The following is a 23,393-nucleotide window of genomic DNA, read 5'->3' on the forward strand; positions in this document are numbered from 1 at the left end:
CTTGTGGCTGCGCCCCGCAGGGGCGCGGGGCTCTGCTGATCTGCGGCTCCGCCGCGGGGCGCGCAGGGGAACGGCAGCACGTGCAACTGGCTCGCCTGCCCCGACCTGGCTCTGGGCCGCCTTCCGTACTCGCGCCCGCGCGGCGGAGCCGCACATCAGCAGAGCCTCGCGCCCCCGGCCTCACCGACCGGCGCGGCAGTCACACATTTCCTTCACGACAAATCGGACAAAGTTGCCGCAGGTCGCCATAACCTGGGTGCAGAACGGGCAGATCCACCACCACCCAGGACGAGGCGAGCCGGTGAGCGAGGCGACCATGACCGAGTGCGTACATGCACCGTCGGACCTGCGGCTGCGCGCGGTGGTCGAACTCGCCCAGGACATGGCCGGCGCCCTCACCCCGCTGGAAGCGGTCCGGGCGGCGGCCGTCCGCGCCACCGCCGCCCTCGGCGCGACCATGGCCGCCGTCTCGGTCTGGGACCGCGAGTCCGGCCGCCTCCGGGTGCTGGTGAACCACGGCGACCTGGCCCCGGGAGAGGAGGAGCAGCCCGAGGACGAGTCCTACCCGGTGGCCGACTTCCCGGAGATCGTCACCTACCTGGAAGAGCACTGGACCACCGGCCGGCTCCCCCGCGCCTGGGTCCAGACGGCGGAGAGCGACGAGCCGCACGCCCCCCACGCCCACCCGGGTGCCGGTGCGTTCTGCCAGCAGCGCGCCGCCGGCCTGCGCCGCCGCGGCCGCGAGTGCTGCCTGGTGGCCCCGATCGTGCTGCACGGCCAGGCCTGGGGCGAGCTGTACCTGGCCCGCACGGCCGGCCTCGCTGTCTTCTCCGACTCCGACGCCGAGTACGCCACCCTGCTGGCCGCCCAGATCTCGGCGGGCCTGGCCCAGACCGAGCGGCTGGCGGACCTGCGCCGCCTGGCCTTCACCGACCCGCTCACCGGCCTGGCCAACCGCCGTGCGGTGGACGCCCGGCTGGAGGCGGCGCTGGAGGAGCACAACCGCAGCGGTGCGGTGGTCTCCCTGGTGGTCTGTGACGTCAACGGGCTGAAGAGCGTCAACGACCGCCTCGGCCACGAGGTCGGCGACCGCCTGCTGGAGCGCTTCGCCCACCAACTCTCGCTCGCCGCGGCCAAGTTGCCGGGGGCGCTGGCGGCCCGGCTCGGCGGGGACGAGTTCTGTCTGCTGGCGGAGGGTCAGAAGGCGGACGAGGTGGTCGCGGTGGCCGAGGAGCTCTGCGCCCGGGCGCTGCAGCTGGCCGACGGCGAGGGGGTGGCCTGCGGGGTGGCCTCCACCGGGGACTCGATCGGGCCGGTGACCACCCCGGACCGGCTGTTCCGGCTGGCCGACGCGGCCCAGTACCGGGCCAAGGCGGCCCGGGCGGCCCACCCGGTGGTGGCCGGGCGCAGCCACGGGCCCGGCTTCTCGCCCGACCCGACCGTCCTGCTGGCCGACGCGGCCGACCCGCACCACCGGGCCGACGGGCGCCGGCCCGGCAGCCGGCTCGGCGCGGTGGACCGCCGCCGCTTCCGGGGCGCCGCGCACAGCGCCGACCCGGGCCAGCTCCTCAACGTGGTGCTCGGCGCCCTCGACCGCACCGGCGCGGGCCGGGCCAGCCACCCGGCCGACACCATCAGCCGGCTCGCGGTGGTGGCCGAGAACTCCTCCCGGCTGCTGGACGCGGTCGGCTGGTGGATCTCGTACGTGGCGCCCGGTTCGCAGTTCATGCGCACCGCCCGGCACGCCGTCTACCGGATGACCAGCGGACCGACCAGCTCGGGCGCGGAGACCCAGCGGGCCCGGATCGAGGCCCCCGACGCCGTCTTCGACCTCGGCCACTACCCGCTGACCAGGCGGGCGGTGCGGGGCGGCGGCTTCGCGCTGCGGGCCGGGGCGGCCGGGAACGACCCGGCCGAGGAGGCGATGATGATGGTCAGCGGCTACCGGGCGATGGTGGTGGCGGGCGGTCAGAACGCCGCCGGGGGCTGGCTGGTGGAGCTGTTCGCGGACGACGCGACCCTGCCGTTCGGCCAGATCGCCCCCGCCCTGCGCTCGCTGGTCGCGGTGGCGCTCTCCGGCCCGGCCTCCCCGCCGCCGTAGGCGCTTCGTCCCGGCTCTGTCACGCCCCCGTCCGCTCTCTGTCGCCCGCACCCGTCCCCGTGCCAGAGTGGGGGCGACGCCAGCCGTCGGGGCCGGGCGGGAACGGGGTACCGGGGGACATGCACAGACGTATCGCCGCCACCATGCTCACGCTGGTGCTCGCCCTCGGCGGGCTCTCCACCACCACCGCCAGCGCCGTCGCGGCCACGCCGCGCGGATCGATCACCCTGACGGCCGTTCAGGGCACGGCGCCCGGCGAGGCCGTGGTGACGCTGGGCGGTCCGGCCGTCCGGACCGAGGCGGTCCGCGAGCTGGCCAAGAGCAAGACCGCCAAGAGCAAGACCAAGTCCAAGAAGAAGAAGGGCGTCTCCTTCTTCGCGATCCTGCTGATCCTGGTGCTGGTCGGCCTGCTGGTCGCGGTGGTCGTCTGGGCCCTGCTCCGGCGGCGCGGCAACCGGAACTGACGCGGCCTCAGCGGCCGGTCAGGGGCGCAGTGCCCGGACCACCTGCTCGACCAGGGCGTCGGCGTACGCCTGGTCGAGCGGTCCGAGGCGGTGCAGCCAGCGGTAGTACATCGGGCCGTAGAGCAGCTCGACGGCCACGTCCAGGTCGGCCTCCTCGGCCACCTGCCCGGCCGCGCGGGCGGTGCGCAGCCGCTCCTTGGTGACCTCCAGCAGCGGGCCGAGCAGCCGCTCGCGGTACTCGCCGAGCAGCTGGCGGTCGGTCAGCACCTCGGCGGTGAGCGCTCGTCCGGCCTGGTCGTAGAACGGGGTGGACATCTCCTCGGCGGTGCCGCGCACCACCACCCGCAGGTCGGCCGCCAGGTCCCCGGTGTCCGGGAGGGCCAGGCTGCCGGCCTCGTCCTCGTTGGTGGCCAGCAGGGCGTCGAAGACCACCGCGCCCTTGGAGGGCCACCAGCGGTAGATGGTCTGCTTGCCGACCCCGGCCCGGGCGGCGATCGCCTCGATGGTCAGCTTGGCGTAGCCGAGCTCGGTGGTGAGCTCGGCGGCGGCGGTGAGGATGGCCTGCCGCGAGCGCTCGCTGCGGCGGGCCGGGTCCGGGGTCCTGGGCGTCATGCCGGTGATGTTATCAGCCAGGCGGAACGCAACGTCTCGTCTTGACGGATCGTCGGTCCGGCGCCATGCTGAGGACTGTCCGAGACGGACCGTCTCGTCTCACTGATCAGCCAGGGAGTCCGCATGACCCGCCGACCCGCCCACATCGCCATGGTCTCGATCCCGGCCCACGGCCACGTGAACCCCAGCCTGGAGGTCATCCGCGAGCTGGTCGCCCGGGGGCACCGGGTCAGCTACGCCAACGACCCCGCCTTCGCCGAGGTGATCGAGGGCACCGGCGCCACCCTCGTCCCGTACCGCACCACGCTCCCGCTCACCGGGGAGGCCGCCGGGCAGGGCGACTGGCCGGAGGATCCGGTCGCCGTGCAGCAGCTCTTCCTACGGGACGCGCAGGCGATGCTCCCGGTCCTGCGGGCGGCCTTCGACCAGGACCGGCCGGACCTCTTCCTCTACGACATCGCGGGCTGCCCGGCCCGGGTGCTGGCCGAGAACTGGGACCTCCCGGTACTCCAGCTCTCGCCGACCTTCGTCGCCTGGGAGGGCTTCGAGGAGGACGTCCCGGAGATGTCCGAGGCGATCCGGCGGGACGGCGGCGAGTACACCGCCGGCTTCACCGCCTGGCTCGCGGAGAACGGCATCACCGGCATCGACCCGCTGGACTTCCTCGGCCGGCCCGCCCGCGCCCTCGCCCTCATCCCGCGCGCCCTCCAGCCGCACGCCGACCGGGTCGACCCCGAGCGGTACACCTTCGTCGGCCCCGCCTTCGGCGACCGCTCGCACCAGGGGAGTTGGACCCGCCCGGCCGGGGCCGGGAAGGTCCTGTTGGTCTCCCTGGGCTCCGCCTACACCGACCAGCCCGACTTCTATCGCGCCTGCCTGCGCGCCTTCGGCGACCTGCCCGGCTGGCACGTGGTCCTCCAGATCGGCAGGCACGTCGACCCGGCCGCCCTCGGCCCGGTCCCGGCCAACGTCGAGATCCACCCCTGGGTGCCCCAACTCGCCGTCCTGGAGCAGGCCGACGCCTTCGTCACCCACGCCGGCATGGGCGGCACCACCGAGGGCCTGTACTGCGGCGTCCCGATGATCGCCGTCCCGCAGGGCGCCGACCAGTACGCCAACGCCGACCGCCTGGTGGAACTCGGTGTCGGCCACCGCCTCGACACCGCCGACGCCACCCCCGAGGCCCTCCGCTCGGCCCTGCTCACCCTCACCGCCGACCCCGCGGTGGCGGCCCGGCTCGCCGCCGTCCGCACCGAGCTGCGCACCACGGGCGGAACCGCGTACACCGCCGACCTGATCGAGGCGGCGATCTGAGGCGGCGATCTGAGGTGGCGTCAGTCGAGGTGGCGTCAGTCCAGGAACAGGCCCCGGGCGGCGGCCGACTGCTCGATGGACTCCAGCCGGGCCTCGGCGCCGGGGATGTCGTCGCACATGGTCTGGAGCAGGACGCGGCCGAGCATCATCGGGGCGCAGGCGGTGTCGAAGACCAGGCCGGTGCCGACGGCGGCGGGGAGCATCAGGTCGGAGAGCTTGGCGACCGGGGCGAAGGCGCTGTCGGCGACGGTGAGCACGGTCAGGCCGCAGTCGCGGGCGACCACCAGGGCGTCCATCAGCTCGCGCGGGTAGCGGGGGAGGGCGAAGCAGAGCAGGGCGCTGGCCCCGGCCGCGGCGGCCTGCTCCAGCCGGTCGGCGAGCATCGAGCCGCCCTCGTCCAGCAGTCGGACGTCCGGGTGTACCTTGGCCGCGAAGTACGCGAAGCCCCGGGCCTGGGCGGAGGCCGCCCGCAGGCCGAGCACCGGCAGCGGCCGGGAGGCGGCCAGCAGCCGGGCCGCCCGGACGATCGGCTCCGGATCGGCCAGCAGCTCCGCCAGGTGCCGCAGGTGCTCGATCTCGGCGAGCACCGCCTGCTGGTGCTCGTTGCGCACCACGTCGGACGGCGACTCCGGCGCGCCCGCCTCGCCCGCGCCGAGCTCGCGCAGCTGCTTGCGCAGCGCCGGGTACCCGTCGAAGCCGAGCGCCACCGCGAAGCGGGTGACGGAGGGCTGGCTCACCCCGGCCAGTTCGGCCACCTCGACGCTGGACAGGAACGGCGCCTCGGCCGCGTGCCGCACCAGGGAGTGGGCGATCCGCCGCTGAGTGGGCGTCAGCCGGTGGCGCTCGAAGAGCTGGAGCAGCCTGGCGGAGGGGCCGACGGGACCGTTGTCCTCGGTGCTGGTCATCGGCGTTTCCTCCGGATCGGAACGGCGGCTGTCGGGACGGCAGTGAGTGTGCGGCAGTACCGAACGCCGGGCAACGAAGTATCGAACAGTGGGATCGGGCGTCCGACTCCGGGGTGTCCCTGATTTACCCCTGAGCCGCCCCCGAAACCGGCGTGCAGTGGTGGACCGGGGATCGGGGGGAGGAGGAGGCTGATGCCCATGAACTCTCGGCAGGACGAACTCAAGCGCGACCTCGACGCGGCCGTGCAGACCCGCAAGGAGCTCGGCAAGGAGTACGAGGCGGAGATCGTCGACTCCTTCCTGGCCCGCCTCGACTCGCGGCTGGACGCCCGGGTCGAGCAGCGGGTCTCCGAACAGCTCGACGGCGGGCGCCGCCGCCGCGGCGGCGGTGACGGCGGCCCCAAGCTCCCGGTCGTCTCCCTCGCCCTCGGCATCCCGCTCTCCGGCATCGCGGGCGGCACGGCCGGTATCTGGGGCCTGATGGTCTGCTGGATCGGCATCGTCGGCGTCAACATGGCCAACGCCCTCGCGGGCCACAAGCCGTCCTTCAAGCAGCGCCGCGACGAGTGGTAGCTGCCGCAGGCAGCGAAGCCGGGGGCGCGCGGTGGGAAGGCAGCACCTGCAACTGGCTGATGGTGCTTCAGTTGCAGGTGAGCCGCCTTCCGACCCGCACAGTTCCTCGCGCCCCCGGCGCAGCCGCTTTCGTTACGCCAGCGGACCGGTGACCGCTTCGACGGCCTTGAGCAGGCCGCCGGAGGCGACCAGCGTCGCCGCCGCCTCCAGGTCCGGCGACAGGAAGCGGTCGCGGCCCGCCCCGCCGACCCCCGCCGCCCGCGCGGCGGCGACCGCGGCGGCCGTGGCCGGCGCCAGCGGCCCGCTGCCGTTGTCGGTGCGGATCTCCAACGCCCGTGCGGAGGCGGTCAGTTCGACGGCCAGGATGCGGGCCAGGTTGTCCACCGACTGGCGGAGCTTGCGCGCGGCGGACCAGCCCATCGAGACGTGGTCCTCCTGCATCGCGGAGGAGGGGATGGAGTCCACCGAGGCCGGGACGGCGAGCCGCTTGTTCTCGCTGACCAGGGCGGCCTGGGTGTACTGGGCGATCATCAGGCCGGAGTCCACGCCCGGGTCGTCGGCCAGGAAGGCCGGCAGGCCGTGCGAGCGGGCCTTGTCGAGCAGCCGGTCGGTGCGGCGCTCGGAGATCGAGCCGAGGTCGGCGGCGGCGATCGCCAGGAAGTCGAGCACGTACGCGACCGGGGCACCGTGGAAGTTGCCGTTGGACTCGACCCGGCCGTCGGGGAGGACCACCGGGTTGTCGACCGAGGCGGCCAGCTCGCGGGAGGCGACCAGCTGGGCGTGGGCCAGGGTGTCGCGGCCGGCGCCGGCCACCTGCGGGGCGCAGCGGATGGAGTAGGCGTCCTGGACCCGCGGGGCGTCGTCCTGGTGATGGCCCGTCAGGGCCGAACCGGCCAGCACGGCCAGCATGTTGGCGGCCGAGAGGGCCTGGCCGGGGTGCGGGCGGATCGGGCCGTGCAGCTCCGGGGCCAGCACCTTGTCGGTGCCGAGCAGCGCCTCCAGCGACATGGCGGCGGTGATGTCGGCGGTGGTGAACAGGCGGGCCAGGTCGGCCAGCGCCATCACCAGCATGCCGAGCATGCCGTCGGTGCCGTTGATGAGGGCCAGGCCCTCCTTCTCCAGCAGCTCGACCGGCTCGATCCCGGCCTCGGCGAGCAACTCGCCGGCCGGGCGCTCGACGCCCTTGGCGTCGTACGCGGTGCCCTCGCCCATCAGGGCGAGCGCGCAGTGCGAGAGCGGCGCGAGGTCGCCGGAGCAGCCGAGCGAGCCGAACTCCCGGACCAGGGGGGTGATTCCGGCGTTCAGCATGGCGGCCATGGTCTGCGCGACCAGCGGGCGTACGCCGGTGCGGCCGGAGGCCAGGGTCTTCATCCGCAGGAAGACCAGCGCGCGGACCACCTCGCGCTCCACCACGGGGCCCATCCCGGCGGCGTGCGAACGCACCAGCGAACGCTGCAGCTGAGCCCGCAGCTCCGGGCTGATGTGCCGCACCGCGAGCGCACCGAAACCGGTGGACACCCCGTAGACCGGCCGCGGCTCGGCCGCCAGCGCCTCGATCCGCGCCCGCGCGGCCGCCATCTCCTCCAGCGCGTCCGGGCCGATCTCGACCCGCGCGTTCCCCCGCGCGACGGCGATGACGTCCTCGGCGCTGACGTCGGCCTTGCCGACGACGATCACCGGAGCGGCAGGGTCCACAGCAGTGTGCATATCCATATACACCATCACAGCAGCTGAATGAAGATATGACAACCAGGTCCGGCCGAACAGGTCGTCCGACGTAACCTGGCCGGGACGGAAGGGGTCGGTCATGGCGCGGGCGACGGTGCGGCGGCGGGTGGTGCGGCTGCGCGGGGCGGAGCGGTCCGAGCGGGCGGACGTGCTGGCGGGGGAGGAGCCGCTGGAGATCCGGGTCGGGGGCGAGGCGCTGACGGTGACGATGCGCACCCCCGGGCAGGACTTCGACCTGGTGGCCGGGTTCCTGGTGGGGGAGGGGATGCTGCACGAGGCGGAGCAGCTGGCCGCGTTGCGGTACTGCGCCGGGACGGACGCCGACGGGCTGAACACCTACAACGTGGTGGACGCGACCGTGCGCGGTGGTGCACGGCCCGCCCTGACGGCGCACCGGAACCTGCTCACCACCAGCGCCTGCGGCCTCTGCGGCCGCGACACCGTGGACGCCGTCCGCACCCACGTCCGCTGGCCGCTCGCCGCGGACCCGGTACGGGTGGCGCCGGAGGTGCTGTACGGGCTGCCGGGGACGCTGCGGGAGGCGCAGAAGACCTTTGACTCCACCGGGGGGCTGCACGCGGCGGGGCTGTTCACCGCCGAGGGCGAGCTGCTCTGCGCCCGGGAGGACGTCGGGCGGCACAACGCGGTGGACAAGGTGGTGGGCTGGGCGCTGCGCGAGGGGCTGCTGCCGCTGACGGGGCATCTGCTGATGGTCAGCGGGCGGGCCTCCTTCGAGCTGACCCAGAAGGCGGCGCTGGCGGGGATCCCGCTGCTGGCCGCCGTCTCCGCGCCGTCCTCGCTCGCGGTGGACCTGGCCGAGGAGCTGGGCCTGACCCTGGTCGGCTTCCTGCGCGGCGAGGGGGCCAACGTCTACACCAATCCGGCCCGGGTCGCCTGAACAACGGCTCGGTCACGCCTGGTTGCTGACGTCGCGCCAGCGGGCATCCCGTCAGCAAGGCCCCACGCCGGGGCCGAACGGGGGTGCTGCTCAGCCATGCGCGTCATCCACGAGATGAAACTGGTCGGCCGGCTCGCCTCGGGCGCCGACGAGTGGACCTGCCCCACCTGCGGCCGCCGGATCGCCCTCCGCCAACCACCCGACCCCGACCTCACCATCCTCGAACCGGGCGACGAGTCCGCCGTCCACGTCGGCGTCATCGAACCGGGCGCCGCCGCCACCACCGCCGAGAAGTACGGCCTCGGCCCCGTCCAGGAGATCCCCCGCCCCCCGAAGCAGCAGCCCGACCGCCCCGCCCAGACCCCCGACGAGGCCGACCGCGCCTGGCTCGCCGCCCTCGGCATCGCCTGGGGCGACGACGGCGAGGCGGCCTGAGAGGTCCGCAAGTGACCGGGAATCACCGGGCCCGGGCTCTGGCCGCCATTCGAGTGATTGGATATATTCAGTCGAACAGAGTCTGAATGAATCCATCCGCAAGGAGTCCGGGACATGGTGCAGCAGCAGACGGTGAGCGGTCCGCGCGAGGTGCGCGCGGCGCGCGGGACCAAGCTGACGACGCAGGGGTGGCAGCAGGAGGCCGCCCTGCGGATGCTGATGAACAACCTGGACCCGGAGGTGGCGGAGCACCCGTCCAAGCTGGTCGTCTACGGCGGCACCGGCAAGGCGGCCCGTGACTGGCGCTCCTTCGACGCGATGGTGCGCACGCTGGAGACCCTCAAGCAGGACGAGACCATGCTGGTCCAGTCCGGCCGGCCGGTCGGCGTGATGCAGACGCACGAGTGGGCGCCTCGGGTGCTGATCGCCAACTCCAACCTGGTCGGCGACTGGGCGAACTGGGAGGAGTTCCGCCGGCTGGAGAGCCTCGGGCTCACCATGTACGGGCAGATGACCGCCGGTTCGTGGATCTACATCGGGACCCAGGGCATCCTCCAGGGCACCTACGAGACCTTCGGCGCGGTCGCGGCGAAGCGTTTCAACGACACCCTGGAAGGGACGATCACCCTCACCGCCGGTCTCGGCGGCATGGGCGGCGCCCAGCCGCTGGCCGTCACCATGAACGGCGGCGTGGCGATCTGCATCGACTGCGACCCGTCCCGGATCGCCCGCCGGATCGAGCACCGCTACTTGGACGTCGAGGCCAAGAACCTGGACCACGCGCTCCAGCTGGCCACCGAGGCCCGCGACAAGCGGCAGCCGCTCTCCATCGGCGTGCTGGGCAACGCGGCGGAGATGTTCCCGCAGCTGCTCGCGATGGACGCGCCGATCGACATCGTCACCGACCAGACCAGCGCGCACGACCCGCTGGCCTACCTGCCGATCGGCGTCGCCTTCGACGACATGGCGAGCTACGCGGCCGAGAAGCCGGCCGAGTTCACCCAGCGCTCGCGGGAGTCGATGGCCCGTCACGTGGAGGCGATGGTCGGCTTCCAGGACCGCGGCGCCGAGGTCTTCGACTACGGCAACTCGATCCGCGGCGAGGCCCAACTCGCTGGGTACGACCGGGCGTTCGCGTTCCCCGGCTTCGTCCCGGCGTACATCCGGCCGCTGTTCTGCGAGGGCAAGGGCCCGTTCCGCTGGGCGGCGCTGTCCGGCGACCCGCAGGACATCTACAAGACCGACAAGGCCGTGCTCGACCTCTTTCCGGAGAACGAGTCGCTGCACCGCTGGATCAAGATGGCCCAGGAGAAGGTGCACTTCCAGGGCCTCCCGGCGCGCATCTGCTGGCTCGGCTACGGCGAGCGTGACAAGGCCGGCGAGCGCTTCAACGACATGGTGGCGTCCGGGGAGTTGAGCGCCCCGATCGTGATCGGCCGCGACCACCTGGACTGCGGCTCGGTGGCCTCCCCGTACCGCGAGACCGAGGCCATGCTGGACGGCTCGGACGCGATCGCCGACTGGCCGCTGCTGAACGCCATGGTGAACGTCGCCTCCGGCGCCTCCTGGGTCTCCATCCACCACGGCGGCGGCGTCGGCATCGGCCGCTCGATCCACGCCGGCCAGGTCACGGTGGCCGACGGGACCGCGCTGGCGGGCGAGAAGATCCGCCGGGTGCTCACCAACGACCCGGGCATGGGCGTCATCCGCCACGTGGACGCCGGCTACGACCGCGCGGTGGAGGTCGCCGACGAGCGCGGCGTTCGGATCCCCATGAGCGAGCACAGCCCGATGGGCGAGCTGTGACCGACTCCTTCCTGGAGATGTGGGCGGAGCTGCTCCCCGTGGGCCGCTCCGCCTCCTCCGGCGGCTACCGCCGCTTCGCGTGGAACTCCGCCGACGCCGAGTGCCGGTCCTGGTTCGAGCAGCAGGCCCGCAGCCGCGGCCTGCACTACGAGCTGGACCGCAACGGCAACCAGTGGGCCTGGCTGGGCGATCCGCAGGGGGAGGGTGCGGTCGTCACCGGCTCGCACCTGGACTCCGTCCCGGACGGCGGCGCCTACGACGGCCCGCTCGGGGTGGTCTCCTCCTTCGCCGCCCTGGACGAACTCCGTTCCCGCAAGGCCGAGTTCACCAAGCCGCTGGCGATCGTCAACTTCGGTGACGAGGAGGGCGCCCGGTTCGGCGTGGCCTGCATCGGCTCCCGGCTGACCGCCGGGGTGCTCGGCCGCGAGCAGGCGTACGAGCTGCGCGACGCGGACGGCGTCCGGCTGCCCGACGCGATGGAGCGGGCCGGGTACGACCCGGCGCTGATCGGCGCGGACCGCGACCGGCTGAGCCGGATCGGGGCCTTCGTCGAGCTCCACGTCGAGCAGGGCCGGTACCTGACGGCGGACCAGCCGGTCGGCGTGGCCAGCGCGATCTGGCCGCACGGCCGTTGGCGCTTCGACTTCCACGGCGAGGCCAACCACGCCGGGACCACCCGGATCGAGGACCGCCGCGACCCGATGCTGACCTTCGCCGACACCGTGCTGACGGCACGTCAGAAGGCGCAGTTGGCAGGCGCGTTGGCCACCTTCGGCAAGGTCGCGGTGGAGCCCAATGGGACGAATGCCATCGCCTCGCTGATCCGGGGCTGGCTGGACTCCCGGGCCGCCGACGAGGAGACCCTGACCGCGCTGGTCGAGGAGATCCGGGCGGCTGCGTACCGGCGCGGCGGGCTGGACGGCGTCCGGGTCGAGCTGACCCGGGAGTCGTACACCCCGGTGGTGGACTTCGACGGCCCGCTCCGTGACCGCCTGGCCAAGCGCCTTGGCGGAGTCCCGGTGCTGCCCACCGGCGCGGGACACGACGCCGGGATCCTGGCGTCCGAGATCCCGACCGCCATGCTGTTCGTGCGGAACCCGAGCGGCGTCTCGCACTCCCCGGCCGAGCACGCCGAGGAGGCGGACTGCCTGACCGGCGTGGCCGCGCTCGCCGACGTACTGGAGGACCTGGCGTGTCAGTGACCGAGGGCCCGACGACGTACTGGGCCGAGCACGCCTGGCTGCCCGGCCCCAACGGCCCCGCCGTGGAGCCGGACGTGCTGATCACGGTGGCCGACGGCCGGTTCGCGGCGGTCACCCCGGACAGCGGGCCCTGCCCGGCCGGGGCGGTCCGGCTCGCCGGGCTGCTGCTGCCGGGCCAGGCCAACGCCCACTCGCACGCCTTCCACCGCGCGCTGCGCGGCAGCGTGCAGATCGGCTCGGGCACCTTCTGGACCTGGCGGGACACCATGTACCGGTTCGCCGGCGCGCTGGACCCGGACAGCTACCTGGAGCTGGCCACCGCCGTCTACGCCGAGATGGCGCTGGCCGGGATCAGCTCGGTGGGCGAGTTCCACTACCTGCACCACGCCCCCGGCGGCGCCCGGTACGAGGACCCGAACGCGATGGGCCACGCGCTGATCGAGGCCGCCGGGCGGGCCGGCATCCGGATCACCCTGCTGGACACCTGCTACCTCTCCTCGGGATTCGGCGCCGAGCCGACCGCCCCGCAGCTGCGGTTCAGCGACGGTGACGCGGAGGCCTGGGCCGAGCGGGTGGACGCGCTCAAGCCGAGCGCGCACGCCCGGATCGGCGCCGCGGTGCACTCCGTCCGGGCCGTTCCGGCCGGGCAGTTGGGCACCGTGGCGCAGTGGGGCGAGCGGGCGCAGGCGCCGCTACATGTCCACCTCTCGGAGCAGACCGCGGAGAACGAGGCCTGCCTCGCCGCGCACGGCGTCACCCCGACCAGGCTGCTGGCCGACCACGGGGTGCTCGGCCCGCGCACCTCGGCCGTGCACGCCACCCATCTGACGGAGGAGGACATCCGGCTGCTCTCGGACTCCTCCACCAACATCTGCATGTGCCCGACCACCGAACGGGACCTGGCCGACGGCATCGGCCCGGCCCGCCAACTGGCCGATGCCGGCTGCCCGGTGACCCTGGGCAGCGACAGCCACGCGGTGATCGACCCGTGGGAGGAGGCCCGGGCGCTGGAGCTGGACGAGCGCCTGCGCACCCGCACCCGGGGCCACTGGACCGCCGACGCGCTGCTGCGCGCGGGCGGCGAGGACGGCCACGCCTCACTCGGCTGGCCGGAGGCCGGCCGGATCGAGGCCGGGGCGCTCGCGGACTTCACCGTGGTCGCGCTGGACTCGGTCCGCACCGCCGGGCCGCCGCCCGAACTGGGCGCCGAGACGGCGGTCTTCGCCGCCTCCGCCGCCGACGTCCGCCACCTGGTGGTCGGCGGCCGGCACGTGGTCAAGGACGGGCTCCACCAACTGGTCCCGGACGTCCCCCGTGCGCTGAGCACGACAATCGCCGCCCTACGGCGATAAACTCGACGGCGCGGGTCCGAGAGGGGCTGATCCTCTCGGGCCCGCGCCTTTCGGTGTTCACCCCAACTCCCCGAAAGGCCCAGCGACTTGAGCACCCTGATCGGCAACGTCGGCTCGCTCGTCACCAACGACCCGTCCCACGGCAACGGCCCGCTCGGCCTGCTCACCGACGCCGCCGTGCTGATCGAGGACGGCCGGATCGCCTGGGTCGGCCCGGCTGCGGAGGCGCCCGCCGCCGACGGGCACGTGGACGCCCAGGGCCGGGCGCTGCTGCCCGGCTTCGTGGACTCGCACGCCCACCTGGTCTTCGCCGGGGACCGCACCGCCGAGTTCGACGCCCGGATGAGCGGCCAGCCCTACACCGCCGGCGGGATCCGCACCACGGTGGCCGCCACCCGGGCCGCCACCGACGCGGAGCTGGAGGCCAACCTCACCCGCTTCCTGACCGAGGCGCTGCGCCAGGGCACCACCACGGTCGAGTGCAAGTCCGGCTACGGACTCACCGTGGAGGACGAGGCCCGCGCACTGCGGATCGCGGCCAAGCACACCACCGAGACCACCTACCTGGGCGCGCACGTGGTCGCCCCGGAGTTCAAGGACGACCCGGCCGGGTACGTGGCGCTGGTCACCGGCGAGATGCTGGACGCCTGTGCCCCGCACGCCCGTTGGGTGGACGTCTTCTGCGAGCAGGGCGCCTTCGACGGTGACCAGGCGCGGGAGATCCTCACCGCCGGCATGGCCCGCGGCCTGACCCCCCGGGTGCACGCCAACCAGCTGCACCACGGCCCCGGCGTGCAGCTCGCGGTGGAGCTCGGCGCGGCCTCGGCCGACCACTGCACCCACCTGACCGACGCGGACGTGGACGCGCTGGCGAGCGGCGACACGGTGGCCACCCTGCTCCCCGGCGCGGAGTTCTCCACCCGCGCCCCCTACCCGGACGCGCGCCGGCTGCTCGACGCGGGCGCCACCGTCGCGCTCTCGACGGACTGCAACCCGGGCTCCAGCTTCACCAGTTCGATGGCCTTCTGCATCGCCGTCGCGGTCCGCGAGATGGGCATGACGCCGGATCAGGCGGTCTGGGCCGCCACCGCGGGCGGCGCCCGGGCGCTGCGCCGCACCGACGTCGGCCTGATCGCCCCGGGTGCCCGGGCCGACCTGCTGCTGCTGGACGCCCCCTCGCACGTCCACCTGGCCTACCGCCCGGGCGTGCCGCTCACCGCCGCGGTCTGGCGGGACGGCGTCCGCGCGGTCTGAGCCGGCCCGGAACGGGTACAGGGATGCACGAGACCCCCGGAGGCGCGCGGCCTTCCGGGGGTCTCCCGCATGTGAGGGCGGGTCAGCGGATGTCGCCCATCAGCCGGTTGACCTTCTTGCGGTACATCATCAGCGCCACGCCGGCCAGCACGGCCAGCAGGCCCTGGGAGGCGAAGTACCAGGTGGAGCCGGTGGAGTCACCGACCATCAGCTGAACGACGGCGGCGGTGCAGTCGCCGGCCGTGACGGCGAGGAACCAGATGCCCATCATCTGGCTGGCGTACTTGGCGGGCGCCAGCTTGGTGGTGACGGAGAGTCCGACCGGGGAGAGGGTGAGCTCGCCGACGGTCTGGATCAGGTAGACGGTGGCCAGCCAGAGCGGGGTGACCTTGGCACCGCCGTTGGCGGCGGCCATCGCCAGCATCATCACCAGGAAGGAGCCGCCGATCATCAGCAGGCCGAAGGCGAACTTCGCGGTGGTGGAGGGGTTGCGCCGACGGCGGTCCAGCCAGACCCAGAGCCAGGCGAAGACCGGGGCCAGCGCCATGATGTAGAGCGGGTTCAGCGACTGGAACCAGCTGGACGGGAAGCCCCAGCCGAGGACGTTCAGCGAGGTGTTCTTCTCGGCGAACAGGTTCAGCGTGGAGCCGGACTGGTCGTAGATCATCCAGAAGATCGCGGCCGCCACGAAGAACCAGACGTAGCCGCTCATCTTGGACTTCTCGTCCGAGCTGAGGTCCTTGTCCCGGCGGATCCTGGAGAAGTAGACCACCGGGACGGCGATGCCGGCGATCGACAGCGGCCAGGTGACCCAGTTGACGGTCAGGTGACCGGTGATCGCGACCACGGCGTAGAACACCACCGCGAGGGCGGCCCAGAAGCCGGCCTTGCGCAGCACGGCGTGCTTCTCGGCGGCGGGCATCGGGGAGGCCACCACGCTGCTCCTGCCGCTCAGGTGACGGCTGCCCAGCAGGTACTGGAGCAGGCCCAGTGCCATGCCGACGCCGGCCAGCGCGAAGCCCAGGTGCCAGTCGACCTTCTGGCCGACGGTGCCGATCACCAGCGGGGCGATGAAGGCACCGAGGTTGATGCCCATGTAGAAGATGGTGAAGCCGCCGTCCCGGCGCGGGTCGTTGGGCCCGTCGTAGAGGTGGCCGACCATGGTCGAGATGTTGGCCTTGAGCAGGCCGGAGCCGATGGCTATCAGGCCGAGACCGGCGAAGAAGACCGCCTTGGAGGGCAGCGCCAGCGCGAAGTGGCCGGCCATGATGATCGCCCCGCCGACCGCGACGGTCTTGCGGGCGCCCAGGAAGCGGTCGGCGATCCAGCCGCCCGGCAGCGCGAGCAGGTAGACCATGGCGTTGTAGACGCTGTAGACCGCGCCGGCCACGGCCGCCTTCATGCCGAGACCGCCGTCGGCGACCTCCGCGCCCATGTAGAGCACGAGCAGGGCGCGCATCCCGTAGAAGCTGAACCGCTCCCACATCTCCGTCATGAAGAGGGTGGCGAGTCCGCGGGGGTGCCCGAAGAAGGTCTTGCCGCTGCTGGTGGGGTTCGGTGTGGTGCCGACAGCCAGAGTGCTTGACGCCATGAGTGGGATTCCTTGCTGACCGTGCGATGGACCAGGCCACTGTACGTGGCGGTTTCTCCCACTATCAGACGAGAAGATGCCGGATGAACCTCATGCCCGAATTGAGAAGGGGCGGCAAATCCATGCTAGCAACGGAAAACCTCAACTGAATCCAAGGTGAACCGACGGATCCTTCGCCGAAACAGCGGATCGGCGGTTCGGTTCCGATGATCACCCTCTGTGAACTACTTCACAGCCCCCGCCGGGTCACGAATCGGCCCGGGCCGCCCGGGCGCAGGCCCTGATCTCCGGGTCCGGCTCGGACTACCATCTGCGTCATGACCTGTGTGCTGCTGGCCGAGGACGACCCGGCGATCTCCGAACCGCTGGCCCGAGCGTTGCGGCGGGAGGGCTACGAGGTCCTGGTCCGTGAGGAGGGCCCCGGCGCCCTCGCCGCCGGCCTGACCGAGGACGTCGACCTGATCGTGCTGGACCTGGGCCTGCCCGAGATGGACGGCCTGGAGGTGGCCCGCCGCCTGCGCGCCGAGGGCCGCACCTGCCCGGTGCTGGTGCTCACCGCCCGCGCCGACGAGGTGGACACCGTGGTCGGCCTGGACGCCGGTGCCGACGACTACGTCACCAAGCCGTTCCGCCTGGCCGAGCTGCTCGCCCGGGTCCGGGCCCTGCTCCGCCGCGGCAACGTGGACCAGCTGACCACCGGCGCGCACGGCGTGAAGATCGACGTCGAGTCGCACCGCGCCTGGCTGGGCGAGGAGGAGCTGACCCTCTCCGCCAAGGAGTTCGAGCTGCTCCGGGTGCTGGTCCGGGACGCCGGGCGGGTGGTCACCCGCGAGGAGATCATGCGCCAGGTCTGGGACACCACCTGGTGGACCTCGACCAAGACCCTGGACATGCACATCTCCTGGCTGCGCAAGAAGCTCGGCGACGACGCGGCCAACCCGCGCTACATCTCCACCGTCCGGGGCGTCGGCTTCCGCTTCGAGAAGAACTGATCCCCTGCCAGACCTCCTGCCAGACCTGCCCCTCCGGATGAACTGATGTGGAGTCAGCCCGCGTGAAGCGCCGGATGATCAACTCCCTGCTCGGCGTGGTGCTGGTGATGGTGGTGGTGTTCTGCGTCCCGATCGCCCTGGTCGAGAAGCAGAACATCGTCAACGCCGCCGACGCCCGGGTGGACGCCCAGGCCGTCCGGGTGCTCGGCCTGGTGGAGAGCCGGCTGGCCGCCGGAGAGCCGGTCACGGGGGAGAAGTTCACCTCCCAGCTCACCGAGGGCGGCCACGTCTCCATCTCCGTCCCCGGCCAGGAGACCCTCTCCGCGGGCACCGCGCCCGAGGGCGCGGTGATCAGCGCCACCGAGTACGGGGCCAACGGCGAGTCGGTCACCGTGGTGCAGTCCCGCGGCCCGGTGGACCACGAGATCGCCAACATGCTGCTGCTGCTCGGCGTGGTCGCGCTGCTCGCCGTCCAGGCGGCGGTGGCCCTCGCGGTCTGGCAGGCCAAGCGGCTGGCCCGCCCGCTCACCGACCTGGCCGAGACCGCCGAGCGCCTCGGCTCCGGCGACCCGCGCCCGCGCGACCGCCGCTACGGGGTGCCCGAGCTGGACCGGGTGGCCGAGGTGCTGGACGCCAGCGCCGAGCGGATCGCCCGGATGCTCACCGCCGAGCGCCGGCTCTCCGCCGACGCCTCGCACCAGCTGCGCACCCCGCTGACCGCGCTCTCCATGCGGCTGGAGGAGATCAACGCGCTGGCCGGTGAGCCGGAGACGGTCAAGGAGGAGTCCACCATCGCGCTCCAGCAGGTGGAGCGGCTCACCGACGTGGTGCAGCGGCTGCTCACCAACCAGCGCGACCCGCGCAGCCCCACCGCCGTGGTCTTCCGGCTGGACGACGTGATCACCCAGCAACTGGCCGAGTGGAGCCCGGCGATGCGCGGCAGCGGCCGCACCCTGCGGGTCGAGGGCCTGCGGGACGTCGCGGTGCTCGGCACCCCGGGCATGGTGGCCCAGGTGCTGGCCACCCTGATCGAGAACTCCCTGATGCACGGCGCCGGCACCGTCACCGTCCGGGTCCGCCCCTCCGGCCGCTCGGTGGTCGCCGAGGTCCAGGACGAGGGCCCGGGCGTGCCGACCGAACTCGGCAACCGGGTCTTCGAACGCTCCGTCAGCGGCCGCAACTCCACCGGCATCGGCCTGGCCGTCGCCCGCGACCTCGCCGAGGCCGACGGCGCCCGCCTGGAGCTGCTCTCGCTCCAGCCCCCGGTCTTCGCGCTGTTCTTGACCAGGAACGAGGAAGGGGCCGTCTGACCCGTGGTCAGACGGCCCCTTCCGGGCGTTCGCGCCTACTTGGCGGCCACCAGCACCGGCTCGGCCTCGGTGACCGTCTCCGGCTCGGCCAGCTCGGGCATCGCCTTGAAGACCCAGGTGCGGTAGGAGAAGAAGCGGAAGACCGTGCCCGCCACCAGGCCGACCACGTTCTTGGCTATCAGCTGCTGGGTCGCGGTGGTGTAGTGCAGCACGTGCACCGAGAAGGCGAGGATGCCGTTCTCGATCAGCATGCCGATGCCGCTGAAGATCAGGAAGAGCGTGATCTCACGCTTGCGGGAGGCCGCGTCACGGTCCTTGTACAGCCAGAACCGGTAGCCCAGGTAGTTGGTGCCGATCGCCACGGCGGTCGCGATGAAACCGGCCAGCGAGTGGACCAGGCCCGGTGCCTTCAGGCAGACCCAGAACACCACGGCGTTCACCACGACGCCCACCACGCCGATCACCGCGAAGCCGATCACCTCGACCGAGAGGCCGCGCAGTCTCTGCACCAGCGAAGGCTTGGGGGCGGTGGTGTTCGTCATCCAGGGTCTCCAGGGTCTGCGGAGGAGGGGCGCACGCCGGCGCGGCTGTCGAAGGCCGCTCTGCATGCACATCATCCGACAGTGTGCTTCGGGCCCGGCCATCTAGGCTACTCGCTCCCGTCCGGTACACCGCCGCCGCCCGCCTCCCCACACCGGGGGCAGCCGGTGCCGACCCCCGTGACCGGCCCGGATATCCTGGGCGGGTGACTTCTGCGGGCAAGGCGAATTTTCCAGTGGTGGGCGTGATCGGTGGCGGCCAGCTGGCCCGGATGATGCACCAGGCGGGGATCCCGCTCGGCATCCGGTTCAAGCTCCTGGCGGACACCCCGCAGGACTCCGCCTCCCAGGTGGTCTCCGACGTGGTCCTCGGTGACCACCGTGACCTGGAGACCCTGCGCCGCTTCGCCGCCGACTGCGACGTGGTGACCTTTGACCACGAGCACGTGCCGACCGAGCACCTGCGCGCGCTGCAGGCGGAGGGCATCGCCGTCCGCCCGGACCCGTCCGCGCTGGTGAACGCCCAGGACAAGGGTGTGATGCGGGCCAAGCTGGACTCGATCGGCGCCCCCTGCCCGCGCCACCGCCTGGTCGCCGACCCGGCCGACGTGACCGCCTTCGCCAACGAGGGCGACGGCTACCCGGTGGTCCTCAAGACCGTCCGCGGCGGCTACGACGGCAAGGGCGTCTGGGTGGTCGACGACGAGACCGAGGCCGCCGCCCCGTTCCTCGCCGGCGTGCCGGTGCTGGCCGAGGAGAAGGTCGACTTCGTCCGCGAGCTGGCCGCCAACGTGGTCCGCTCGCCCAGCGGCCAGGCCGTCGCCTACCCGGTGGTGGAGAGCGTCCAGGAGAACGGCGTCTGCGCCGAGGTGACCGCCCCCGCCCCCGGCCTGGACCCGTCGCTCTCCGACGAGGCCCAGCAGCTCGCGCTGCGGATCGCCGGCGAGCTCGGCATCACCGGCCACCTGGCGGTCGAGCTGTTCCAGACCCGGGACGGCCGCATCCTGGTCAACGAGCTGGCCATGCGCCCGCACAACTCCGGCCACTGGACCCAGGACGGGTCCGTCACCTCGCAGTTCGAGAACCACCTGCGCGCGGTGCTCGACCTCCCGCTCGGGGACCCGCGCCCGCGTGCCAAGTGGACCGTCATGGTCAACGTGCTCGGCGGCGACTACCCCGACATGTACCACGCCTTCCTGCACTGTATGGCCCGTGACCCGGGCCTGCGGATCCACATGTACGGGAAGGACGTGAAGCCCGGCCGCAAGGTCGGCCACGTCAACGTCTTCGGGGACGACCTCGAGGACGTCCGCGAGCGCGCCCGCCACGCGGCCGCCTACCTGCGAGGAACGATCACCGAATGACCAGCCCCCTTGTCGGCATCGTGATGGGTTCGGACTCCGACTGGCCCGTGATGGAGGCCGCCGCCCAGGCGCTCGACGAGTTCGAGATCCCCTACGAGGTCGACGTGGTCTCCGCGCACCGGATGCCGCGCGAGATGGTCACCTACGGCGAGCAGGCGCAGGCCCGCGGCCTGAAGGCGATCATCGCGGGCGCCGGCGGCGCCGCGCACCTGCCGGGCATGCTGGCCTCGGTCACCCCGCTGCCGGTCATCGGCGTCCCGGTGCCGCTGCGCTACCTGGACGGCATGGACAGCCTGATGTCCATCGTCCAGATGCCGGCCGGCGTCCCGGTCGCCACCGTCTCGATCGCCGGGGCGCGCAACGCGGGCCTGCTGGCGGTCCGGATGCTGGCCGCCTTCGACCAGGAACTCACCGAGAAGATGACCGAGTTCCAGGCCGACCTGAACCGCCAGGCCACCGAGAAGGGCCAGAAGCTCCGCGCCAAGGTCGCGGGCTCCACCTCCTTCGGCTTCGGCAAGTAGCCCGGCCGAGGAGACAGGCCCTTGCCCGCCGTCCCGCGCCGCGCGCTCCTGCTGGGAGCCGCGGCGCTGGCGGCGGGCTGTTCCGTCTCCGGGCCGCGGGGCGCGCTGCGGCTGGCCGCCGGGCCCGAGGGCGGGCCGTACCGGACCTTTGGGCGGCGCCTGGCCGAGGAGGTCCACCGGGCCCACCCCGGGCTGACCGTCGAGGTGCTCTCCACCCCCGCCAGCGTGCGGAACCTGCGGCTGATCGACACCGGCGGCGCCGAACTGGGCCTGGCCCTGGCCGACAGCGCCACCGACGCGGTGGCCGGCCACGGCGCCTTCACCCGGCCGGTGGCGGTGGCCGCCCTCGCCCGGCTCTACCTCAACCACCTGCACCTGGTGGTCCCTTCGGCCGCCCCGGTCCTTCACGTCGGCCAACTCGCTGGTCTGCGGGTCTCGTTGGGCGCCGAGGAGTCCGGCACCTCGGTGGTCGCCGAACGGGCGCTGGCCGCCGCCGGGGTACGCGCCGAGGTGCGGCTGCTCGGCACCGCCGAATCCGTCGCGGCGTTGCGGGCGGGGGAGTTGGACGCCTTCTTCTGGTCCGGCGGGGTGCCCACCCCGGCCATCGCCGAACTCGCCGAGCGCACGCCCGTCCGGCTGGTACCGCTGGAGGCGGCGGCGGTCGCGCTGCGCCGGGCGTACGGGCCGGTCTACGAGAGCGTGTCGATCCCGGCCGGCAGCTACCGCCAGCCCGCCCCCACTCCGACCGTCGGCACCCCCAGCCACCTGCTCTGTGCCGCCGGGCTGGACACCGGTGTGGTGCGGGCCGTCACGGAGGTGCTGTTCCGCCGCCGGGACGACCTGCTGGCCCCCGACGCGCCCGGCAGCCGGCTGGACGAGCGCTACGCGATCGGGACGGGCGCCGTACCGCTGCACCCGGGCGCGGCCGCGTACTACCGCTCGGTGTACTGACCCGTCCTCAACTCGACGACCAGGCCTTGGGGTTGGTTCGGGGTCAGGGACAGCTCGGCGCCGCAGCCGCGGGCCAGTTCGGCGGCGATGGCCAGGCCCAGGCCGCTGCCGGGGACGTTGCCGCGGTCCGGGGCGCGCCAGAACCGGCCGAGGGCCGAGGCGCGCTCCTCATCCGTCAGGCCCGGGCCGTCGTCGGCGATCCGCAGCACCCCGCCGGCCAGCGAGACCACCACCCGGCCGCCGGGCGGGACGAACTTGGCCGCGTTGTCGAGCGCGATGTCCGCGATCCGGCCGACGGCGGCGGGCAGCGGGGCCGTCTCCACCACGCCCGCCTCCAGGGCCAGCCCCTGCGCCGCGTACACCTCCTGCCACCCCGTCAGCCGGGGCGGCAGCCCGCCGGCCGGGACGGCCTCCGGCAGCCCCGCGTCCGCCTCCACCCGGGCCAGCGTCAGCAGGTCCTCCAACAGGGCCGCCAGCCGGTCGAGTTCGGCCATCGCCTCGGCGTGCTCGGGCTGCCCGTCGGCGGTCAGGTACGGCTCCAGGTTCTCCAGCCGGAGGGAGAGCACGGTGAGCGGGGTGCGGAGCTCGTGCGAGGCGTCGGCGACGAAGGCGCGCTGGCGCTCCAGAGCCGCCGAGATGGCGTCCGCCATGGCGTTGAACCGCTCCTCCAGGCGGCGCAGCTCCACCGGCCCCCGGGCGGTCGATACCCGCGCGCCCAGTCTTCCGACGGCGATCTCCCGTGTGGTGGCGTCCAGTTCGGCCACCGGACGGAGCACCCAGCCCGCCAGCCGGCGCGCCGCCGCCAGCGACCCCAGCAGCGCCAGCACCGCCCCCACCGCCAGCGCACCCCACACCAGGGCCACCGCCCGCCGTGCCGACGCGGTCGGCACCCGGAGCACCACCGCCCCCGACACCTGCCCGTCCCGCCCGGCCGGCTCCGCCACCAGCACGCTCTCCGGCCCGCCCGGCGTCAGCAGCGGCAGCTCCCCGGTGGTCCGCCCCGAAAGCGCCCGCCGCAGCGCCGCCCCGCCGCCGACCGGCCGCCCCGCGATCAGCACCCCGTCCCGGTCCCGCACCTCCACCGCCGTCCCGTACACCTCCGCGTACCGGTCCACCTCCGCCCCCAACCCCGAAGGCCCGCCCTCCCGCAACGCCCGGTCCGCCAACTCCGCGAACCGCGTCGCATCCGCCCGCCGCGCCAACAGCAACTGCCCCGTCCGGTGCGAGGCATACGCATACGCGAGCGGCACCGCCAACGCCGCCACCAGACACACGATCAGCAACCCCTGCAGCAGCAACAACCGACGCTGCATCAGGCCCCCGGCCCGGCGAGCGGAGGGACGGAGCGGAGCCCACCGACCGCCCCGGCGCCCCGCCGCCGGCGTTCCGGCTCCGCCGCGCCCGCCCGCCGCAGGCGCTCGCCCCCCGTCGCCCGAGCCCGCCGCAGGCGCTCGCCCCCCGTCGCCCGAGCCCGCCGCAGG

General features: G+C 73.3%; 20 protein-coding genes and 1 pseudogene. 15 read left to right on the forward strand and 6 right to left on the reverse strand.

Going from position 1 to position 23,393, the window contains the following annotated elements; all coding sequences use genetic code 11:
• Window positions 1-316 precede the first annotated feature (316 nt).
• Both ACZ6ZR_RS14150 and ACZ6ZR_RS14155 read left to right on the forward strand, forming a co-directional pair.
• Window positions 317-1,501, forward strand: a pseudogene (locus ACZ6ZR_RS14150) (GGDEF domain-containing protein); the annotation flags it as partial.
• A 719-nt stretch (window positions 1,502-2,220) separates the two neighbouring features.
• Window positions 2,221-2,565 carry a hypothetical protein gene (locus ACZ6ZR_RS14155; RefSeq protein WP_465642358.1) on the forward strand — a complete coding sequence of 115 codons (345 nt, stop codon included), beginning with the start codon at window positions 2,221-2,223 and terminating at the stop codon, window positions 2,563-2,565.
• 18 nt (window positions 2,566-2,583) lie between these two features.
• On the opposite strand, the gene ACZ6ZR_RS14160 is transcribed toward ACZ6ZR_RS14155, so the two are convergent.
• On the reverse strand, window positions 2,584-3,177 hold the full coding sequence (locus ACZ6ZR_RS14160) for a TetR/AcrR family transcriptional regulator (RefSeq protein WP_465642359.1): 594 nt from the start codon (window positions 3,175-3,177) through the stop codon (window positions 2,584-2,586).
• A gap of 123 nt (window positions 3,178-3,300) precedes the next feature.
• On the opposite strand from ACZ6ZR_RS14160, the gene ACZ6ZR_RS14165 reads away from it, so the two are divergent.
• The gene (locus ACZ6ZR_RS14165) at window positions 3,301-4,491 is read left to right on the forward strand and encodes a macrolide family glycosyltransferase (RefSeq protein ID WP_465642360.1); all 1,191 of its coding nucleotides are present in this window, start codon (window positions 3,301-3,303) and stop codon (window positions 4,489-4,491) included.
• A 35-nt stretch (window positions 4,492-4,526) separates the two neighbouring features.
• Here ACZ6ZR_RS14165 and ACZ6ZR_RS14170 read toward each other — a convergent pair whose 3' ends face one another.
• Window positions 4,527-5,396, reverse strand: coding sequence for a MurR/RpiR family transcriptional regulator (locus tag ACZ6ZR_RS14170; protein ID WP_465642361.1), 870 nt, complete (start codon window positions 5,394-5,396; stop codon window positions 4,527-4,529).
• A gap of 198 nt (window positions 5,397-5,594) precedes the next feature.
• Between ACZ6ZR_RS14170 and ACZ6ZR_RS14175 the strand changes: the two genes are divergently transcribed.
• The gene (locus tag ACZ6ZR_RS14175; RefSeq protein WP_465642362.1) at window positions 5,595-5,969 is read left to right on the forward strand and encodes a hypothetical protein; all 375 of its coding nucleotides are present in this window, start codon (window positions 5,595-5,597) and stop codon (window positions 5,967-5,969) included.
• Window positions 5,970-6,101: 132 nt separating this feature from the next.
• Here the strand turns inward: ACZ6ZR_RS14175 and hutH are convergent, their stop codons facing one another.
• Window positions 6,102-7,676: a histidine ammonia-lyase gene (hutH, locus tag ACZ6ZR_RS14180; protein ID WP_465642363.1), complete on the reverse strand. Its 1,575-nt coding sequence runs from the start codon at window positions 7,674-7,676 to the stop codon at window positions 6,102-6,104.
• A 100-nt stretch (window positions 7,677-7,776) separates the two neighbouring features.
• On the opposite strand from hutH, the gene fdhD reads away from it, so the two are divergent.
• The 6 genes from fdhD (at window position 7,777) to hutI (ending at window position 14,644) form a co-directional block, all read left to right on the forward strand.
• On the forward strand, window positions 7,777-8,595 hold the full coding sequence (fdhD, locus tag ACZ6ZR_RS14185) for a formate dehydrogenase accessory sulfurtransferase FdhD (protein ID WP_465642364.1): 819 nt from the start codon (window positions 7,777-7,779) through the stop codon (window positions 8,593-8,595).
• 96 nt (window positions 8,596-8,691) lie between these two features.
• Window positions 8,692-9,030, forward strand: a complete 339-nt coding sequence (locus ACZ6ZR_RS14190) for a hypothetical protein (RefSeq protein WP_465642365.1) — start codon at window positions 8,692-8,694, stop codon at window positions 9,028-9,030.
• Window positions 9,031-9,162: 132 nt separating this feature from the next.
• The gene (hutU, locus tag ACZ6ZR_RS14195) at window positions 9,163-10,836 is read left to right on the forward strand and encodes a urocanate hydratase (protein ID WP_465642416.1); all 1,674 of its coding nucleotides are present in this window, start codon (window positions 9,163-9,165) and stop codon (window positions 10,834-10,836) included.
• Window positions 10,837-10,853: 17 nt separating this feature from the next.
• Complete coding sequence (locus ACZ6ZR_RS14200; protein WP_465642417.1) at window positions 10,854-12,038, forward strand: allantoate amidohydrolase; 1,185 nt, start codon at window positions 10,854-10,856, stop codon at window positions 12,036-12,038.
• Window positions 12,029-13,390 (forward strand): formimidoylglutamate deiminase, encoded by a 1,362-nt coding sequence (locus tag ACZ6ZR_RS14205; protein ID WP_465642366.1) that lies wholly within the window; start codon window positions 12,029-12,031, stop codon window positions 13,388-13,390. Before ACZ6ZR_RS14200 ends, ACZ6ZR_RS14205 begins: the two co-directional genes overlap by 10 nt.
• 87 nt (window positions 13,391-13,477) lie before the next feature.
• On the forward strand, window positions 13,478-14,644 hold the full coding sequence (gene hutI, locus ACZ6ZR_RS14210; protein WP_465642367.1) for an imidazolonepropionase: 1,167 nt from the start codon (window positions 13,478-13,480) through the stop codon (window positions 14,642-14,644).
• Between the two features lie 82 nt (window positions 14,645-14,726).
• Here hutI and ACZ6ZR_RS14215 read toward each other — a convergent pair whose 3' ends face one another.
• Entirely contained in the window at window positions 14,727-16,235 is a 1,509-nt protein-coding gene (locus tag ACZ6ZR_RS14215) for a peptide MFS transporter (RefSeq protein WP_465642368.1), read from the reverse strand.
• A 317-nt stretch (window positions 16,236-16,552) separates the two neighbouring features.
• On the opposite strand from ACZ6ZR_RS14215, the gene ACZ6ZR_RS14220 reads away from it, so the two are divergent.
• Both ACZ6ZR_RS14220 and ACZ6ZR_RS14225 read left to right on the forward strand, forming a co-directional pair.
• The gene (locus ACZ6ZR_RS14220; protein WP_345289390.1) at window positions 16,553-17,227 is read left to right on the forward strand and encodes a response regulator transcription factor; all 675 of its coding nucleotides are present in this window, start codon (window positions 16,553-16,555) and stop codon (window positions 17,225-17,227) included.
• A gap of 62 nt (window positions 17,228-17,289) precedes the next feature.
• Window positions 17,290-18,537, forward strand: a complete 1,248-nt coding sequence (locus ACZ6ZR_RS14225) for an ATP-binding protein (protein WP_465642369.1) — start codon at window positions 17,290-17,292, stop codon at window positions 18,535-18,537.
• Window positions 18,538-18,572: 35 nt separating this feature from the next.
• Here ACZ6ZR_RS14225 and ACZ6ZR_RS14230 read toward each other — a convergent pair whose 3' ends face one another.
• The gene (locus ACZ6ZR_RS14230; RefSeq protein WP_465642370.1) at window positions 18,573-19,079 is read right to left on the reverse strand and encodes a GtrA family protein; all 507 of its coding nucleotides are present in this window, start codon (window positions 19,077-19,079) and stop codon (window positions 18,573-18,575) included.
• 203 nt (window positions 19,080-19,282) lie between these two features.
• On the opposite strand from ACZ6ZR_RS14230, the gene ACZ6ZR_RS14235 reads away from it, so the two are divergent.
• The 3 genes from ACZ6ZR_RS14235 to ACZ6ZR_RS14245 are packed head-to-tail and all read left to right on the forward strand — an operon-like array spanning window position 19,283 to window position 21,912.
• Window positions 19,283-20,440, forward strand: a complete 1,158-nt coding sequence (locus tag ACZ6ZR_RS14235; RefSeq protein ID WP_465642371.1) for a 5-(carboxyamino)imidazole ribonucleotide synthase — start codon at window positions 19,283-19,285, stop codon at window positions 20,438-20,440.
• Window positions 20,437-20,961 (forward strand): 5-(carboxyamino)imidazole ribonucleotide mutase, encoded by a 525-nt coding sequence (gene purE / locus ACZ6ZR_RS14240; protein WP_396296634.1) that lies wholly within the window; start codon window positions 20,437-20,439, stop codon window positions 20,959-20,961. Before ACZ6ZR_RS14235 ends, purE begins: the two co-directional genes overlap by 4 nt.
• 21 nt (window positions 20,962-20,982) lie before the next feature.
• On the forward strand, window positions 20,983-21,912 hold the full coding sequence (locus ACZ6ZR_RS14245) for a TAXI family TRAP transporter solute-binding subunit (protein ID WP_465642372.1): 930 nt from the start codon (window positions 20,983-20,985) through the stop codon (window positions 21,910-21,912).
• On the opposite strand, the gene ACZ6ZR_RS14250 is transcribed toward ACZ6ZR_RS14245, so the two are convergent.
• Entirely contained in the window at window positions 21,894-23,210 is a 1,317-nt protein-coding gene (locus ACZ6ZR_RS14250) for a sensor histidine kinase (protein ID WP_465642373.1), read from the reverse strand. The two genes, ACZ6ZR_RS14245 and ACZ6ZR_RS14250, sit on opposite strands and share 19 nt — an antisense overlap.
• Window positions 23,211-23,393: the final 183 nt, after the last annotated feature.

The organism is Kitasatospora sp. NPDC088742 (genome assembly GCF_055584905.1).

Excerpts from the sequence above, each read along its gene's own strand:
- ACZ6ZR_RS14155 (WP_465642358.1), top strand. The coding sequence starts at position 2,221 with ATGCACAGACGTATCGCCGCCACCATGCTCACGCTGGTGCTCGCCCTC.
- ACZ6ZR_RS14160 (WP_465642359.1), bottom strand. The coding sequence starts at position 3,177 with ATGACGCCCAGGACCCCGGACCCGGCCCGCCGCAGCGAGCGCTCGCGG.
- ACZ6ZR_RS14165 (WP_465642360.1), top strand. The coding sequence starts at position 3,301 with ATGACCCGCCGACCCGCCCACATCGCCATGGTCTCGATCCCGGCCCAC.
- ACZ6ZR_RS14170 (WP_465642361.1), bottom strand. The coding sequence starts at position 5,396 with ATGACCAGCACCGAGGACAACGGTCCCGTCGGCCCCTCCGCCAGGCTG.
- ACZ6ZR_RS14175 (WP_465642362.1), top strand. The coding sequence starts at position 5,595 with ATGAACTCTCGGCAGGACGAACTCAAGCGCGACCTCGACGCGGCCGTG.
- hutH (WP_465642363.1), bottom strand. The coding sequence starts at position 7,676 with ATGCACACTGCTGTGGACCCTGCCGCTCCGGTGATCGTCGTCGGCAAG.
- fdhD (WP_465642364.1), top strand. The coding sequence starts at position 7,777 with ATGGCGCGGGCGACGGTGCGGCGGCGGGTGGTGCGGCTGCGCGGGGCG.
- ACZ6ZR_RS14190 (WP_465642365.1), top strand. The coding sequence starts at position 8,692 with ATGCGCGTCATCCACGAGATGAAACTGGTCGGCCGGCTCGCCTCGGGC.
- ACZ6ZR_RS14200 (WP_465642417.1), top strand. The coding sequence starts at position 10,854 with ATGTGGGCGGAGCTGCTCCCCGTGGGCCGCTCCGCCTCCTCCGGCGGC.
- ACZ6ZR_RS14215 (WP_465642368.1), bottom strand. The coding sequence starts at position 16,235 with ATGGCGTCAAGCACTCTGGCTGTCGGCACCACACCGAACCCCACCAGC.
- ACZ6ZR_RS14220 (WP_345289390.1), top strand. The coding sequence starts at position 16,553 with ATGACCTGTGTGCTGCTGGCCGAGGACGACCCGGCGATCTCCGAACCG.
- ACZ6ZR_RS14230 (WP_465642370.1), bottom strand. The coding sequence starts at position 19,079 with ATGACGAACACCACCGCCCCCAAGCCTTCGCTGGTGCAGAGACTGCGC.
- purE (WP_396296634.1), top strand. The coding sequence starts at position 20,437 with ATGACCAGCCCCCTTGTCGGCATCGTGATGGGTTCGGACTCCGACTGG.